The organism is Pseudomonas sp. NPDC087614 (assembly GCF_044743485.1).
In the GTDB taxonomy this organism is placed as follows: Bacteria; Pseudomonadota; Gammaproteobacteria; order Pseudomonadales; family Pseudomonadaceae; genus Aquipseudomonas; species Aquipseudomonas baetica_A.
Genome location: NZ_JBIUWN010000100.1, coordinates 1 through 16,330, shown reverse-complemented (window position 1 = coordinate 16,330; position 16,330 = coordinate 1). Strand labels below are relative to the sequence as shown.

16 protein-coding genes are annotated in these 16,330 nt (G+C 60.7%); 9 read left to right on the top strand and 7 right to left on the bottom strand.

Annotated elements, in window-relative coordinates; all coding sequences use genetic code 11:
- Positions 1 to 160 precede the first annotated feature (160 nt).
- Entirely contained in the window at positions 161 to 763 is a 603-nt protein-coding gene (locus tag ACIOWA_RS25120) for a LysE/ArgO family amino acid transporter (RefSeq protein WP_339434075.1), read from the bottom strand.
- A 5-nt stretch (positions 764 to 768) separates the two neighbouring features.
- A complete protein-coding gene (locus tag ACIOWA_RS25115) occupies positions 769 to 1,170 on the bottom strand; it encodes an ACT domain-containing protein (protein WP_339434074.1) in 402 nt (133 codons plus the stop codon).
- A 95-nt stretch (positions 1,171 to 1,265) separates the two neighbouring features.
- Here ACIOWA_RS25115 and ACIOWA_RS25110 point away from each other — a divergent pair, with 95 nt between their 5' ends.
- The 4 genes from ACIOWA_RS25110 (at position 1,266) to ACIOWA_RS25095 (ending at position 5,163) form a co-directional block, all read left to right on the top strand.
- Positions 1,266 to 2,159 (top strand): LysR family transcriptional regulator ArgP, encoded by an 894-nt coding sequence (locus ACIOWA_RS25110; RefSeq protein WP_339434073.1) that lies wholly within the window; start codon positions 1,266 to 1,268, stop codon positions 2,157 to 2,159.
- 54 nt (positions 2,160 to 2,213) lie between these two features.
- Entirely contained in the window at positions 2,214 to 3,206 is a 993-nt protein-coding gene (locus tag ACIOWA_RS25105) for an NAD-dependent epimerase/dehydratase family protein (RefSeq protein ID WP_401162466.1), read from the top strand.
- Positions 3,207 to 3,322: 116 nt separating this feature from the next.
- Complete coding sequence (locus ACIOWA_RS25100; protein WP_339434071.1) at positions 3,323 to 4,177, top strand: ATPase; 855 nt, start codon at positions 3,323 to 3,325, stop codon at positions 4,175 to 4,177.
- A 137-nt stretch (positions 4,178 to 4,314) separates the two neighbouring features.
- Positions 4,315 to 5,163: a cache domain-containing protein gene (locus ACIOWA_RS25095; protein ID WP_401162464.1), complete on the top strand. Its 849-nt coding sequence runs from the start codon at positions 4,315 to 4,317 to the stop codon at positions 5,161 to 5,163.
- A 32-nt stretch (positions 5,164 to 5,195) separates the two neighbouring features.
- Here the strand turns inward: ACIOWA_RS25095 and ACIOWA_RS25090 are convergent, their stop codons facing one another.
- A complete protein-coding gene (locus ACIOWA_RS25090; protein WP_339466631.1) occupies positions 5,196 to 6,713 on the bottom strand; it encodes an MDR family MFS transporter in 1,518 nt (505 codons plus the stop codon).
- 79 nt (positions 6,714 to 6,792) lie between these two features.
- Positions 6,793 to 7,986, bottom strand: a complete 1,194-nt coding sequence (gene pobA, locus ACIOWA_RS25085) for a 4-hydroxybenzoate 3-monooxygenase (protein WP_339434068.1) — start codon at positions 7,984 to 7,986, stop codon at positions 6,793 to 6,795.
- A gap of 177 nt (positions 7,987 to 8,163) precedes the next feature.
- Between pobA and ACIOWA_RS25080 the strand changes: the two genes are divergently transcribed.
- Positions 8,164 to 9,048, top strand: coding sequence for a helix-turn-helix domain-containing protein (locus ACIOWA_RS25080; protein WP_339434067.1), 885 nt, complete (start codon positions 8,164 to 8,166; stop codon positions 9,046 to 9,048).
- 56 nt (positions 9,049 to 9,104) lie between these two features.
- Here ACIOWA_RS25080 and ACIOWA_RS25075 read toward each other — a convergent pair whose 3' ends face one another.
- Together ACIOWA_RS25075 and ACIOWA_RS25070 are read right to left on the bottom strand one after the other, a co-directional pair.
- Positions 9,105 to 9,281, bottom strand: a complete 177-nt coding sequence (locus ACIOWA_RS25075) for a hypothetical protein (protein WP_339434066.1) — start codon at positions 9,279 to 9,281, stop codon at positions 9,105 to 9,107.
- Positions 9,282 to 9,401: 120 nt separating this feature from the next.
- Positions 9,402 to 10,307, bottom strand: coding sequence for a LysR family transcriptional regulator (locus tag ACIOWA_RS25070; protein WP_339434065.1), 906 nt, complete (start codon positions 10,305 to 10,307; stop codon positions 9,402 to 9,404).
- A 114-nt stretch (positions 10,308 to 10,421) separates the two neighbouring features.
- On the opposite strand from ACIOWA_RS25070, the gene ACIOWA_RS25065 reads away from it, so the two are divergent.
- Positions 10,422 to 11,300, top strand: a complete 879-nt coding sequence (locus tag ACIOWA_RS25065; RefSeq protein ID WP_401135271.1) for an MBL fold metallo-hydrolase — start codon at positions 10,422 to 10,424, stop codon at positions 11,298 to 11,300.
- Positions 11,301 to 11,345: 45 nt separating this feature from the next.
- Complete coding sequence (locus tag ACIOWA_RS25060) at positions 11,346 to 11,960, top strand: NAD(P)-dependent oxidoreductase (RefSeq protein WP_401162461.1); 615 nt, start codon at positions 11,346 to 11,348, stop codon at positions 11,958 to 11,960.
- Positions 11,961 to 12,082: 122 nt separating this feature from the next.
- Here ACIOWA_RS25060 and ACIOWA_RS25055 read toward each other — a convergent pair whose 3' ends face one another.
- A complete protein-coding gene (locus ACIOWA_RS25055; protein ID WP_401162459.1) occupies positions 12,083 to 12,964 on the bottom strand; it encodes a LysR substrate-binding domain-containing protein in 882 nt (293 codons plus the stop codon).
- Positions 12,965 to 13,110: 146 nt separating this feature from the next.
- Here ACIOWA_RS25055 and ACIOWA_RS25050 point away from each other — a divergent pair, with 146 nt between their 5' ends.
- Together ACIOWA_RS25050 and ACIOWA_RS25045 are read left to right on the top strand one after the other, a co-directional pair.
- Positions 13,111 to 14,748 carry a 5-guanidino-2-oxopentanoate decarboxylase gene (locus tag ACIOWA_RS25050; protein ID WP_401162457.1) on the top strand — a complete coding sequence of 546 codons (1,638 nt, stop codon included), beginning with the start codon at positions 13,111 to 13,113 and terminating at the stop codon, positions 14,746 to 14,748.
- Entirely contained in the window at positions 14,748 to 16,196 is a 1,449-nt protein-coding gene (locus ACIOWA_RS25045; protein WP_401162455.1) for an aldehyde dehydrogenase family protein, read from the top strand. Before ACIOWA_RS25050 ends, ACIOWA_RS25045 begins: the two co-directional genes overlap by 1 nt.
- The last annotated feature ends 134 nt before the right edge of the window (positions 16,197 to 16,330 follow it).

Genomic DNA, 16,330 nt, shown 5'->3' with positions numbered 1-16,330 from the left:
AGGTCTGTTGCGGTGAGCGCAAGGCCGATCACGGGCGGCCAGAAATGCGACGACGAGTTTTTACTCTTTGCGGCGCAGGGTTCGGATCATAGCACCGGGGTTGCGGCTTAACCACGCAACAACTGTGTGGGATAGAGGTTCCAGAGCCTTTTGGAATAAATCACGGAGCGAGTATCAATTGTCCTGCCACCGCGAACATCATCACCGCCACCAGCAGATCGAGGATCCGCCACGTACTCGGCCGGGCCAGCCACGGCGCGAGCCATGCCGCCCCCAGCGCCAGCGTGAAAAACCACAGCAACGACGCACTGGCGGCGCCCACCACATAAGCGCCCGGCACCGATTGTTGGGCGCCAAGAGAGCCGATCAACAACACGGTATCCAGATAAACGTGCGGGTTGAGCAAGGTCACTGCCAAGGCGCTGAGCATCACTGCCCGCAGCGAGCGCACGGTCTGGTTTTCGCTCTGATCCAGGCGCTGTTTCGAGAACGCCCGGCGTAGCGCCTGGCTGCCGTACCAGATCAGGAACACCGCGCCACCCCAGCGCGCCACCGCCAGCAATGTCGGGTTTTGTGCCAGTACAGTGGCAAGGCCGAACACCCCGGCTGCCACCAGCAGCGCGTCGCAGGCAACGCAGAGTGCGGCGACCGGCAAGTGATGCTCACGACGCAGACTTTGTGCCAGCACAAAAGCATTCTGGGTGCCGATCGCCATGATCAGCCCCAACGCCACCAGCAACCCGTTCACATAGCTTTGCCACATAGAATTCACTCCGCGTTGGCTGCGAGATCGCGCAGCACGTGCATGGCGCGTTCGGCGTCGGCCTGACCGACAAACAGGTGATCGTGGTAGTAACCGGCGATCACGTTGCAACTGATCCCGGCCTTGCCCAGTGCGGTGGCGAATGCGGCAGTGAGGCCGACGGCTTCGAGCGCCGAGTGCACGTTGAGGGTGATCCACGCGGCCACGTAATCGAAACTGAAGCCGGCCTGTTCGGCCAGCGAGCGTTGCAGAATCACGGTCAGACCTTCTTGTTCACGAAAGCAGCCGACAATCTCCAGGCCAATTGGCAGTTGCCCGTCGGGCAAGGTGCAAAACACATAGTCGCCGGCGTTGAGCTGCGGGCTCATGCTGCGCAGCAGAGTCGAGAGTGAGGTTTCGCCAGCCATGGAAAGGTCCTTGAGAGAGAGTGCTTGCTGGCTATTCTCCAGTCGGACGCGTTATAAGAAAAACCAATAATGCTGATCGCTCATTAGGAAAAATGATGTTCGATTACAAATTGCTGTCTGCTTTGGCCGCCGTGGTCGAGCAAGCCGGATTCGAGCGCGCGGCGCAGGTGCTGGGCCTGTCGCAATCGGCGATCTCGCAGCGGATCAAACTGCTTGAGGCGCGGGTCGGCCAACCCGTGCTGGTGCGCGGTACGCCGCCGTCGCCGACCGAAATTGGCCGGCGCCTGCTCAACCATGTGCAACAGGTACGTTTGCTTGAACGTGATTTGCAGACCCTTGTGCCGGCGTTGGATGAAGAAGGTTTACCCGAGCGACTGCGCATTGCGATCAATGCCGACAGCCTCGCCACCTGGTGGGCTGAAGCCGTGGGGGATTTCTGTGCCGAACAGCATTTGTTGCTGGATCTGGTGGTGGAGGATCAGACCGTCGGCCTCAAACGCATGCGCGCCGGTGAAGTGGCGGCGTGTGTTTGCGCCAGCGAGCGGCCGGTGGCCGGCGCCCGCAGCGTCTTGCTCGGCGCCATGCGGTATCGCGCGCTGGCCAGCCCGGCGTTCATCGCCCGGCATTTCCCCGATGGCGTGCGTGCCGAACAACTGCCGCGCACCCCGGCGCTGGTGTTCGGCCCGGATGATTTTCTTCAGCATCGCTATCTCGCATCACTGGGTGTCGATGGGGGATTCGAGCACCATTTGTGCCCATCCTCTGAAGGTTTTATCCGCCTGACTGAAGCCGGGCTCGGTTGGGGGCTGGTGCCGGAACTGCAAGTGCGTGAGCAATTGCAACGCGGTGTACTGCGCGAACTGTTGCCAGATAAACCGATCGACGTGCCGCTCTACTGGCATCATTGGCGCAACGGCGGTCAGTTGCTGGGCTTGCTGACCGAGCAATTGGTGCGATCTTCGCCACAATGGCTGGTGCCGTTGGACTGACGGCCAGCGTCAAGACACACGAATCAGGCAAATCGAAAGACAGCGGAGCTTTACATGAAAATTCTGGTCACCGGCGCAAGCGGCTTCATTGGTGGACGCTTTGCGCGTTTCGCTCTGGAGCAGGGCCTGGATGTGCGGGTCAACGGCCGCCGGGCCGAGAGCGTCGAGCACCTGGTCCGCCGTGGCGCCGAGTTTGTCCCTGGTGATCTGACTGACCCGGATCTGGTGCGCGAACTCTGCACCGACGTCGAAGCGGTGGTGCATTGCGCCGGTGCCGTCGGGCTGTGGGGGCGCTATCAGGATTTTCATCAAGGTAACGTGCAGATCACTGAAAACGTTGTCGAGGCCTGCCTGAAGCGACGGGTTCGACGGCTGGTGCATTTGTCGTCACCGTCGATCTACTTCGATGGCCGCGACCACCTGAACCTGACCGAAGAACAAGTGCCCAAGCGCTTCAGGCATCACTACGCGGCGACCAAATATCTGGCCGAGCAAAAGGTTTTCGGCGCGCAGGAATTCGGTCTGGAAACCATCGCCCTGCGCCCGCGCTTCGTCACCGGTGCCGGCGACATGAGCATCTTCCCGCGCCTGTTGAACATGCAGCGCAAGGGCCGTCTGGCGATCATTGGCAATGGCCTGAACAAGGTCGATTTCACCAGCGTGCAAAACCTCAACGAAGCCATGCTCAGCAGTTTGCTGGCCGCCGGTTCCGCGCTGGGCAAGGCCTACAACATCAGCAACGGTACGCCGTTGCCGCTGTGGGATGTGGTCAACTATGTGATGCGCAAAATGGAGATCCCAGAGGTCACCCGGTATCGCTCCTACGGTCTGGCCTACAGCGTGGCCGCGCTCAATGAAGGGGCGTGCAAGCTCTGGCCGGGACGTCCGGAGCCGACGCTGTCGCGGCTGGGGATGCAGGTGATGAACAAAAGTTTCACCCTCGACATCAGTCGCGCCCGGCATTATCTGGACTACGATCCGAAAGTCAGTCTGTGGACCGCCCTCGACGAGTTCAGCGGTTGGTGGAAAGCTCAGGACATTCGTTGAAACGAATCGGCCGACCGGCAATGAACCGCACTACAGGTTGAGGGTCAATCCCTGCGGCTGTGGGGTTTATACTTCGCCCCCATCTGCCATCACCGCGTTTCACAAAGGTTGCCTCAATGTCCATGCGTAATGATGCCCACGACGATTTCGATGATGTACCGAGCCTGCGTGCCGACACTTTCGACGACGATGACATTCCGACCACCGCCCGCACCTCCGTGCACTCGCGTACACCGCCCGTGGTCAAGGTCAAAGCGGCAAGCACCGGGCCTTTGTGGGCGCTGGTTGGCGCATTGTTTTTCGCCTTCATCGGCCTTGCCTGGTGGAGTTTTCAGCAGATCTCGCTGATGGAGCAGCAACTGGTCGCAACCCAGGAAAGCTTCGCGCGCATCAGCGAAGAAGCGGCGGGGCGCCTGCAGGACATTTCCGGCAAGGTCGTCGCCAGTCAATCCAATGTCACCAGCGACAGCGAAGCGTTGAAGCTGCAGATCAAGCAACTGGAAGGCAAGTTGCTCGATCAGAGCAAACAGCAGCAGGGCGTTGCCGGCCAGACCAGTGAACTGGACAAGCGTCTGGCGCAGATGAGCGCCCAGACCAGCGAGCAACAAAACGCCAACAGCCAGTTACAGGCACAGGTCAAAGCCCTGAGTACAGAGCTGACCACGCTGAAAAACGCCCCGGCCGATACCAGCAAGGTCGACGCCCAGCTCAAGGGTTTCGATGCGCAGCTCAAGAGCCTCGGCGCGGACATCGCCGCACTGAAGAAACAGGGCAATCCGAGCGCGGCAATTGATCGGCTGGAGCAGGAAATCGTCGTTCTCAAAAGCGAACAGGACAACCGCCCGGCAGCACCGCAAGGTGCCGCCAATACCGCTGAGTTCGATGCGTTCCGTCGCCAGATGACCCGCAACATCAACACGCTTCAGGCGCAGATCCAGAACTTGCAGCAGCAGATCAATGCCCGGCCTTAAAGCCTGATCAAACGTGTGGCGAGTGGGCACGTTCCCTCGCCACAGCACGGTGTAATCTCCAGAAACCTTCTGAATGTCCCTGCATCATCCCAAGCCGTCTACGCTCTTGAAACACCAACAAGAACGAGGGATGCGCTATGGGTTTTTTGCATAAAGTGGCCTGGCTCGGCGTGATGCTCCTGGCCGGGTTCGGCCAGGCCAACGCCGCGACCACTGCCAAGGATGACAGCCAGGCCGCCATCGCCTTGCTGGAAAAAGCACTGGCCTACTACCACGACAACGGCGACAAGGCGTTCGCCGCGTTCAGTCGCCAGGGTGAGTTTGTCGACAAGGACCGCTATGTGTTTGTGGTCGACACCAAGGGCGTCATGCTCGCCAGCGGCGGGCCCTCGTCGGCGTTGATCGGCCGTGATGTGAGCGAGGTGCTCGGGCCGGATCTGCAGAAAGCCTTCAAAAATGCCTTGAAAGTGCCCGAGGGCAACGGCATCCAGCAAGCCGAGTACCGCTGGCAGAACTGGTCGGATGGCAAGGTCGAGCGCAAGCATGTGTTTTACCAGCGCATCGGCCAACGGATTCTGGCGGTCGGTTATTACCTGCCGCGGGCGTCGGCGGAGCAGGCGATGGCGTTGCTGAACAAGGCGGCTACCGATCTGGGCAAAGACGAGAAGGGCACATTGACGGCGATCAACTCGCTCAAGGGCGGCTATTTGCAGGATGACCTGTATGTGTTTGTCGTCGACCTCGATACCCGGCGCTATGTCGCCCACGGCACCAATCTGCGCTTGATCAATACCGACTTCAGCAAGGTCAAGGACCCGGAAGGCAAACCGGTGGGTGAGCCGATACTGGCGCTGATTGCCAAACAGGATGATGGCGAATACCAATACCGCTGGAAAAACCCGGTGACCGGCAAGGTCGAGGACAAGCATGCCTACCTGAAGAAGGTTGGCCATTTTCTGGTAGCGGTCGGTTACTACAGCCCTTGATCAGCCAGATCCTGTGGGAGCGGGCATGGCTGCTATTGGGTGCCGTGCTCTCTGCCGCGCAGCAAGTTGTTCGGCATCGCAATCGCCGCCGTCAGCCCCAGCAGCGACACCGCCGCACTGACCCACAGCAAATGCCGGAAGGTCACCGAAAGCTCCGCGCGCAAAGCGTTTCGAGCATCACCCGGCGCCGCGTTCAAACCATCAAGCAACACATTGCCCGAATGTCCCTCGCTCATCAGCGAACTGCTCGCCAGGTGGGCGAAACTGGAGTCCTGCAACAACGCCAGCAACAGCGCCGACATCAGCGCCACACCCACCGCGCCGCCGAGCGAGCGGAACAGGTTGGTGGTGCTGGTGGCCACGCCAATGTCGCGTTGCGCCACCGAGTTCTGCGTGCCTACCAGAGAGGTAGGGAACTGCATGCCGCCGGCAATCCCGCTGAGCAACATGAACACGCCGCTGAGCAGCGTGGCCTCTGGCGGACTGAAGGCCATGCCCAGGATCGAGATCGGCATCAACATCGCGCCGGTCAGAATCTGCGGTTTGTAACGACCGGTCACTGAGGTGCGACGCCCGGCAAAGTAGGCGCCGATTGGCAGCCCCATGGCCAAGGGCAGCAAGTGCAACGCGGCGCTGTCGGCCCCGGCACCGGTGACGCTTTGAAAACGCAGCGGCATCAGCACAATCAGCGAAATCGCCTGGAAACTGGTGAAGAAAATCGTGCACCAGCACAGCAGGGCGTTGCGGTTGGCGAACAGGTGCATCGGCAGCAAGGGCTCACGCGCGCGGCGTTCATGCCAGACAAACAGCGCCAGCACCAGCACCGCACACGCGAACAGCCCAAGCACTTCGCTGCTGCGCCACGAATGACCCTGACCGATCTGGGTGATGCCGAGCAACAGAGCGGTCAGGCCAATGATCATCAGCAATGTGCCGAGGTAATCGATGATCGGTTTGCGCTGCGGGATCGGCAGGCCGCGCAGGTTACGCCGCGCCACCCAATAAGCACCCAGGCCCAGCGGCAGGTTGATCAGAAACACCCAGCGCCACGACAGGTACTCGGTCATGTAGCCGCCCAACACCGGCCCGGCGACGCTGGCCACCGCGTACATGCTGCTGAAGTAACCCTGATAGCGTCCGCGTTCGCGTGGCGGCACGATGTCGCCGATGATCGCCTGACTGACCGAAATCATCCCGCCGGCCCCGATGCCCTGGAGAATCCGCGCCAGCACCAGTTGCTCCATGCTTTGCGCCATGCCGCAAAACAATGAGGCGAGGGTGAACAGGCCCATGCCGAACAGCATCAGTTTGCGCCGGCCATACAAATCACCGAGCTTGCCGTAGATCGGCACCGCCACGGTCATCGCCACCATGTACCCGGAAATCACCCAGGCCAACAGGTTGACGTCTTTGAATTGGGCGGAAATGGCCGGCATCGACACGGCGACGATGGTCTGATCCAGTGCGCCAAGAAAGATCGCCATCATCAGCGCGACCAGCACGCTGCGAATGGCCGGTTTGGGCGTTTCGGGATGATTGAGATGGGTCACGGACAACACCTGCGGGCAGTGAGAGTCCCGCAAATGGCCAGGCGAGCGGGGAGGCTCGCCAGTGTAAGTCGGTAGGAAGCTATTCGATAGCCTCGTAAGGAAGTCCGACGTAATTTTCTGCAATGGTTTTTCGCCCTGCTTGCGAGCTGACAAAGTAGTCCAGTTCCGAGGCGCTGATGCGCTGGCTGAAATCATCGTGATCGTCGAAGCGATGCAGCATCGACGTCATCCACCAGGAAAACCGCTCGGCCTTCCACACCCGACGCAGGCAGATTTCGGAATATTTCTCGAGCAGGTCGACGCGTTCTTCGCGATAGACCTTCAGCAGAATATTGAACAGTGTGCTGACATCGCTGGCGGCCAGATTCAAGCCCTTGGCGCCGGTAGGCGGGACGATGTGCGCGGCATCGCCGACCAGAAACATCCGTCCGTATTGCATCGGTTCGACCACAAAACTGCGCAACGGCGCGATGCTTTTCTCGATCGACGGCCCAGTGACCAGGTTTTCTGCAAGCGCCACCGGCAGACGGGACTTCAGTTCATCCCAGAAGCGCTGATCGCTCCAGTCATCGACGTTTTCATCCGCCGGCACTTGCAGGTAGTAGCGGGTGCGAGTAGCCGAACGCATGCTGCACAGTGCGAAGCCGCGTTCGTGCCGGGCGTAGACCAGTTCTTCATGCACCGGTGGCGTGTCGGCCAGAATTCCCAGCCAGCCAAACGGATAAACCCGTTCGAAGACCTTCAGGCTGTCAGCCGGAATCGACTGCCGGGCCACGCCGTGGAAACCGTCGCAACCGGCGATGTAGTCGCAGTCGACGCGCCAGGTTTCGCCGTCCTTTTCAAAGGTGACAAAGGCTTCGTCGGTTTTCATGCCGTGAGGAACGACATCGATCGCCTGATAAATCGTCGGTGCGCCCGCGTCCCGACGAGCGGCCATCAGGTCGCGGGTGACTTCGGTCTGGCCGTAGATCATCACGGTTTTGCCGCCGGTCAACGCGTGCAGATCGATGTGCACCTGGCGCCCGTCCAGCGCCAGATCGAAACCGCCGTGAACCAGACCTTCGGCGTCCATCCGTTGACTCACGCCCGCCTGGCGCAACAGCTCTACCATGCCTTGTTCAAGCACGCCGGCGCGGATTCTGCCGAGTACATAATCGGGTGTCTGGCGTTCGAGGATGAGGGTGTCGATGCCAGCGTTGTGCAGCAACTGGCCGAGGAGCAATCCGGATGGACCGGCGCCGATGATGGCGACTTGGGTTTTCAGCGTTTTCATTGTTTTTATGACTCGCAAGCTTCACACGGCCAAGACCGTTGAATGATTTTTATGGATCGAGTGCTTGCATTTTTCCCTTGCGGGTCTGTCAATTGAAGGTGAAAACTGAGCCGATACCTGTACATTCTGCCAATCGGTGCGATTATCGCCCACAACCCCGAGGCCTGGATTGAAGTGATGAACAAGCCTGAGCTGCCTTCGATTCCGGTGTTCAAGCTCTACGGTGAAAGCCTGGACTGGCCAACCCCTGACTTGCTGCACTGTGAAACCATTTCTTCACGCAGTCGCGAACATCAATGGGAAATCAAACCCCACCGCCACGCCGATTTGTGCCAATTGCTCTTCGTCTTCAAAGGTCAGGCAGAGCTTGAAATCGAAGGTCAGCGCACACAACTGCACACGCCCGCGATTCAGGTGCTGCCACCGCTGTCGGTGCACGGCTTCCGTTTTTCCGAGGACGTCGAAGGATTTATCGTCACCCTCGCCACGCCGCTGATCCATCATTTGCAGGCGCAACTGGGCGATTCGGTACACGCTCTGGCCCTGGCTGAAAGCTATTCGGCGGGCAAGGACGGCGATTACCTGAACAGCCTGTTTACTGCGTTGCAGGCCGAGTACAACGGCCACCAACCGGCGCGGGAAATGCTCATGCATTCGCTGGTCAGCGTGATTATGGTCTGGGTCAGTCGTCAGGCGATCGTGCGCCATAACGCCAGCCAGCGGCCGCAGCGCCAGCGTGAATACCTCAACGGTTTTATTCAATTGGTGGAAGAGACGTATCGCCAGCATGTGAAGGTCGAAGACCTGGCGCATCGGTTGGGGATTTCGGTGTCACACCTTAATGGCACTTGCCGTGAACTGGCGGGGCAGCCGGCGTTGCAGATCATGCACGAGCGCCAGTTACTGGAAGCCAAGCGCTTGCTGACGTACACCAGCATGACGATTTACGAGATGTCGGAGTTGTTGGGGTTTTCCGATCCGACCAACTTCACGCGCCTGTTCCGGCGCCGGGTGGGGATTTCGCCAAAGGCTTTCCGCGACCGCCTGAAGGCCGAGCAGTAATTCAGTCGCCACCTCGATCCCTCTGTGGGAGCAGGCCGCGTTTGCGCGTTGTTACATCAACGCAACGCATTCAGCGTGGCATTGTGTGGAATGCAGTGCTCCAGGTTGCAACTGGCGTATTCGCGAGGCAGTTGTCGCAGTTGCTCGACCCGCCAGGCTGCAGTGCCGTACAACGCCAGTGTGGCGGCGCAGGTGATGAAAATCGCGAGGTATCTTCTTGTTTTGATGTTCATGATGTCTGACCTCTGAACGTATACCCTTGGGTACTACTTTGAGCATAGGTCAGCGGTGACGACTTGCCAGCGTCAGCGTTTGCGCATCTAGCGTGACATTCAGAGCCGTTATGACCGGGGTTACAGGTCGATATCCCACGTCGGGTTTTCTGGGAATCTGAGTACCAGAAAATCCAGCATGCTGCGCAGCGCCGCCGGCATGTGCTTGCGTGAGGCATAGACCGCGTAGATGTTCATCTGCCGCGGTTCGGCGTGGGGCAACAAGCGAATCAACTCTCCGGCATGAATATGCACCCCGGCCTGATAGGTCGGCAGCATCGCCACCCCCGCGCCGGCCAGCGTCGCGCGCAACAATGTGCTGGCCTCGTTGGCGCTGATGTTGCCCTGTACCGGCACCGACACCGGTTCGCCATCCTCTTGGAAATGCCACAGGCTCTTGCCGAAATACGAGTGGGTCAGGCAGTTGTGTTGACTCAACTCTTCCACCCGTTGCGGCGCCGGATGTTCCTGAAGATACGCGGGAGCCGCGCAGACCACCGAACGGCAAACGGTCAGGCGCCGGGCAATCAGGTTCGGGTCCAGATCATTGCTGGTGCGGATCGCCAGATCGATACGCTCATCCACCAGATTCACCGTGCGGTCGAGCATCTGCATATCGATGCTGACACCGGGGTAGCGCTTGACGTAGGCGGCCATCGCGTCGGCCAGTTGTGCCTGGCCGAACGAGGTGCTGACGCTGATCCGCAGCAACCCGCGCGGTGCATCGTGGGGCTCGCTGACAGCGGCCTGCATGTCAGTCGACAGCTCGATCATCTGCCGGCAGCGCGGCAGGATTTCACTGCCGGCGGCGGTCAGGCTCAACTTGCGCGTGGTGCGGTGCATCAGGCGTGCGCCGACCCAGTCCTCCAGTTCCGCCAGATAACGTGAAACCACCGGGCGTGAAAGGTCCAGATGATCGGCCGCCGCTGACTGGCTGCCCAGATCCACCACTGTGACGAACACCCGCATTGCTTGGAGACGATCCATGATTTGCCCGCTTTCAGAAACAAACTATGTCCAAGCATCGCATTTTTTGTACTGACTCATGCAACTAAGCTCTGTCCCATCGCCAGACACGGCATTCGGACACCGGAGCAACAGATGATCGGTTTCACCACTCTCAAACGCGTTTTGCTTGCCACTGCCACCCTCGGTTTCGCCGCGCATGCCGCTGCTGCCAACCTGACCCTCGATGTCTACAATCCTGGCACCCAAGCCATTTTCCCGGTGACTTCGGTACTGGTCAGTGGCGAAAAGGACGCGATCCTGGTCGACGCGCAGTTTGGTAAATCCCAGGCCGAGCAAGTCGTCGAAAAGATCCGCGCCAGCGGTAAAAAACTCACCACCATTTACATCAGCCACGGTGATCCGGATTACTACTTCGGCCTCGATACCCTGACCAAAGCCTTTCCTGACGCCAAGGTGCTGGCTTCGCAGCCGACTGTCGATCACATCAATCAAACCGTCGCCGGCAAACTCGCGTTCTGGGGGCCGAAAATGGGCGCCGACGTACCGGCCAAAACCATTGTGCCGGGCGTGCTCAAGGGCGACAGCCTGATGCTGGAAGGGCAGAAATTGCAGGTGATCGGGCTGGACGGCAAGCAACCGGATCGCAGCTTTGTGTGGATTCCGTCGCTCAAGGCTGTGGTCGGTGGTGTGGTTGTCGCCGAGAACATCCACGTCTGGATGGCCGACACCCAGACCGCGCAATCCCACGCCGACTGGCTGCAGACCCTGCATTCGATTCAAACCCTGAAGCCGAAAATCGTAGTGCCGGGTCACTACCTCGGCGACAGCAGCCGTTCGTTGGCCAGCGTGAAATTCACCGCCGACTACATTAAGGCTTTCGACACAGAAACCGCCAAGGCCAAAGACTCCACCGCATTGATCGCCGCGATGAAAAAGCGCTACCCGAAACTGGGTGAAGAAAGCTCGCTGGAGCTGAGCGCCAAAGTCGCCAAGGGCGAGATGCAGTGGTAACCCGATTCTGAAAACGCAGCACTCTCAAGCCAACTGGAGAATGTCATGAGCAAGATCGCAATCATTGGTGCCACCGGTCGTGCCGGTAGCCAATTGCTGGAAGAAGCCCTGCGCCGCGGCCACAGCGTCACCGCCATCGCTCGCGATACCTCGAAGATCGGCGCCCGTGCCGGTGTGGCCAGCCAGAATGTCGATGTGCTGGATTCGGCGGCGCTGCAAGATGCCGTTGCCGGTCACGACGTGGTGATCACCGCCGCGCACTTCACCACGGTGCCGGCCCGCGCGATTGTCGGGCCGGTGAAGCAGGCGGGGGTGAAGCGTCTGCTGGTGGTTGGCGGTGCCGGTTCGCTATTGCTGCCGGACGACACGCGGGTGATCGACAGCGCTGGTTTTCCGGCAGAGTACAAAGTCGAAGCCAGCGCTGGTGCCGCGTTTCTGGATGCGCTGCGTCAGGAGACGGAACTGGACTGGACGTTCCTGTCGCCGTCGGCGGAGTTTGTCGAAGGTGAGCGCACCGGCACATTCCGGGTCGGCAAGGATCACTTGCTGGTGAGTGCCGAAGGTCGCAGCTGGATCACGTTTGCCGATTACGCGATTGCGCTGATCGACGAAGTTGAGGCGCCGAAGCATTCGCGTCAGCGGTTTACGGTCGGTTACTAAGCAACAGCGCAGAACAAATGTGAGAGCGGGCTTGCTCGCGAAGAGGAAGTATCAGTCAACCTGATGGGTGACCGATACACCGCTTTCGCGAACAAGCCCGCTTGTACATTCGATTAGGGTGTTCAGCGGGTGTGGGCCTGCTCCACCAGCCAGATCATCAGTTCTTCCAGCTTCGGTGATGGCTCCCCGCCTTGCGGCAACACCACGTAATACGCCAGGCCCGTCTTCACCTTCAGCTCGAACGGCATCACCAGTCGTCCGGCACGCAAGTCATCGCCGATCAGCGACCAATCCCCGATCGCCACACCCGTCCCGTGGGACGCCATCGACATCGCCTGATCCAGCGTCTCGAAATGCTGGCCCATGTTCACATTGCTCAATTGCAGATGGGCGGCCGTCAACCACACGGTCCAGTCCTGAGTGTCTGCGGTCGGATGCAGCAGCAGATGTTGTTGCAGATCGGACGGTGCGGATAACGCCGGCGGGCCTTTCAACAACGCGGGCGAACAGACCGGTGTCAGTTGCTCATCAAACAGATGCAGGGCTGTGGAGGAGTTGTCCGGCGGCGCTCCGTAAATCACCGCCGCATCGAATGGCTCGCGCTGGAAGTCCACGCCATGGGCCAGCGAGGTGGTCAGTTTGACCGGCACGTCCGGGCGTTCCCTCTGCCATTGCAGCAGACGCGGTACCAGCCAGCGCATCACGCAACTTGGCGCCTTGATTTGCAGGGTTTGGCGCTTGAGACCGATCTGCTCGGTACCTTCGCTGATCAGGCCGAAGATTTTCTCCACCCGTGGCAGCCATTCGCGACCTTCACTCGTCAGCGCCAGGCCACGCGCCTGACGAATGAACAGCTCATAACCCAGATGATCCTCAAGCCCGGCGATCTGTCGGCTCACGGCCCCCTGGGTGATGTGCAACTGCTCGGCCGCCCGGGTGAAGTTGCAGCACTGCGCGGTGATCAGAAAGGTGTGCAGGGCGGGCAGGGGAGGCAATCGCTTCATTGGGATCCAAGGTATGACGTGAGGACATGGCTAGTATGACTTTTAATCGATTGTTGCCGCTACCTGCTGCCCGTTCAATGAGCCCATTCCACGGCCCGCTCCCACCCAGGGCCCTGTGTTTCAACTGAATATAAAGGGCAATCGACATGGCGACGTGTGGCGAAGTACTGGTCAAGTTACTCGAGGATTACGGGGTCGAGCAGGTGTTTGGCATTCCCGGGGTACACACCGTGGAGCTGTATCGCGGGCTGGCCCGTTCGAGCATCAACCACGTCACGCCACGGCATGAGCAGGGCGCCGGGTTCATGGCCGACGGCTATGCGCGCACCAGTGGCAAACCGGGCGTGTGTTTCATCATCACCGGCCCGGGCATGACCAACATCACCACGGCGATGGGCCAGGCTTACGCCGATTCGATACCGATGCTGGTGATCTCCAGCGTGCAGTCGCGCAGCCAGTTGGGAGGCGGGCGTGGCAAGCTCCACGAGTTGCCGAACCAGAGCGCATTGGTCGCGGGCGTCGCGGCGTTCTCCCACACGCTGATGTCGGCCGCTGAGTTGCCGGTGGTGCTGGCGCGCGCCTTTGCGCTGTTTCAGGCCGGGCGACCGCGTCCGGTGCATATCGAAATCCCGTTGGACGTGCTGGTTGAGGAGGCTGATGAATTGCTCCTCAGCGTCCCGGTCAACATCGACCGGGCCGGCGCTGCGCCGGCCGCCGTGAGCCGCATGACCGAGTTGCTGGCCGGCGCCCAGCGTCCGTTGATTCTTGCTGGAGGCGGTGCCATTGATGCTGCCGCTGAACTCACCGAACTGGCCGAGTTGCTCGACGCGCCCGTGGCACTGACCATCAACGCCAAAGGCATGCTGGCGTCCAGTCATCCGCTGTTGATTGGCTCGACGCAAAGCTTGGTTGCCACTCGTGCACTGGTCGCCGATGCCGATGTGGTGCTGGCGATCGGCACCGAACTGGCCGAGACCGATTACGACGTCACGTTCGCCGGCGGTTTTGAGATTCCCGGCAAGCTGCTGCGCGTTGATATCGATGCTGATCAGACGGTGCGCAACTACCCGCCGCATCTCGCGTTGGTCGCCGATTCGCGCAACGCGGCACAGGCGCTGCTCAGTGCGTTGTCGCACAAACCATTGGCCGAGCGCCGCAACGATTGGGGCCAGATGCGTGCGGCACGTCTGCGTGATGATCTGGCCGCGACCTGGGATGCCCCGACCCTGGCCCAGACGCGTTTCCTCGAAACGGTCCTGGACGAATTGCCGGACGCGGTGTTCGTCGGCGACTCCACGCAACCGGTGTACACCGGCAACCTGACCTTCAACCCGGAGCGTCCACGCCGCTGGTTCAACTCGTCGACCGGTTACGGCACCCTCGGTTACGCCTTGCCGGCAGCCATCGGTGCGTGGCTTGGCGGCCACTGCGACAACGGTGCGCGCCCGCCAGTGGTGTGCCTGATCGGCGACGGCGGTTTGCAATTCACCCTGCCGGAACTGGCCAGCGCCGTCGAAGCGCGCACGCCAGTGATCGTCTTGCTGTGGAATAACCAGGGTTACGAAGAGATCAAAAAATACATGGTCAACCGCGCCATCGAGCCGGTCGGCGTCGATATCTACACCCCGGACTTCATTGGTGTGGCCAAGGCGTTGGGCTGTGCAGCCGAGGCGATCAGCTCGGTTGAGCAATTGCGTGGTGCGCTGCGCGCCGCGACGGATCGTCAGGGGCCGAGCGTGATCGAAATCGACCAGCATCAATGGATGCAGGCGGTGGCCAAATGATGAGTTTTCCAACCACACTCGACGGCCTCTACATCGGCGGCCAATGGTCAGCCGGTCGCGAGCATTTGCGCGTGATCAACCCGGCCACCGAAGCGCTGCTGACCACGGTCAATGGCGGTGATGAGCGGGCCGTCGATCACGCGGTGACCGTGGCCGCCGAAGCCTTCAAGAATTGGTCGACCACCACGGGCGCCGAACGCGGCGTGATCCTGCGCAACATCGCCAACGGCGTGCGCAATGGTCGCGAGGACTTGATGAAGTTGCAATCGAGCAACAACGGCAAACCGCAATTCGAAGCGGGCATTGATGTCGACGACGTGATCGCCACCTTCGAGTATTACGCGGAACTGGCCGAGGGCCTCGACGCGAAACAAGACACGGAGGTGCCGCTGCCCAGCGATGATTTCAGCGCACGTCTGCGCCGCGAACCGTGCGGTGTGGTCGGGCTGATCGTGCCGTGGAATTTTCCCATGGTCACCACCGCATGGAAGCTCGCCCCGGCCCTGGCCGCCGGTTGCTGTGTGGTGCTCAAACCGTCGGAAGTCACGCCGTTGCCCGAGTTGGAACTGGCGGCAATCATCGCTGAATCGGGCCTGCCCAAAGGCGTCTTCAACGTGGTCTGCGGTACCGGTATGGCCGTGGGGGCGCCGCTGTCGGCGGATCCGCGTATCGCCAGGATTTCCTTCACCGGTAGCAACGCTGTCGGTGTGCAAGTGATGCAGCGCGCCGCCGAGAGTGTGAAGGGCGTGAGCCTGGAACTGGGCGGTAAATCTTCGCTGCTGGTGCTCGAAGACGCTGATCTTGATTTGGCGGTGGAACTGGCCTGTGGCGGCGGTTTCTTCAACGCCGGGCAGATGTGCTCGGCCACCAGCCGGGTGTTGGTCGCCGATGAATTGGCGGACGCGTTTCTCGTGCGCCTGAAGGCCCGCGCGGAAAAAATCCGCGTGGCCGAACCGTTCGATCCGGACGTGGAAATGGGCGCACTGGTCAATCAGGCGCAGTATCAGCGTGTGCTCGGCCACATCGACCGTGGGTTGAGTGCCGGGGCGAAGCTGGTGTGCGGTGGTAACCGTCCGGCGGATCTGCCGCGCGGCTATTTTTTACAGCCGACGATCTTCACTGACGTGCCCCTCGACAGTGCGCTGTGGTGTGAAGAGATTTTCGGCCCGGTGCTGTGCGTGCGCCGTTTCAGCAGCGAAGCCGAGGCGATTGCCCTGGCCAACGACAGCCAGTTCGGGCTGGTCGCCAGTGTGGTGACGCGTAACGCCGAGACCGCCGACCGGGTCGCCAACGCTCTGCAGGCGGGGCTTGTGTGGCTCAACGCGCCGCAGGTGATCTTCCCGCAGACGGCGTGGGGCGGTTACAAGCAGAGCAGCATCGGCCGCGAATTGGGGCCGTGGGGCTTGTCGGCGTTTCAGGAAATCAAGCATGTGATCCGGGCGCTCTGAAATTGAGTGGCCGGGACTGACGCCATCGCTAGCAGGCTAGCTTGTATGGTAGGACTTGAAGGGAGGAGGAGGGACAAGGCTCGATTCTGACTGTTAGCGCAGTACAGACCGTGGGAGATTTCACCCTCCTCCTT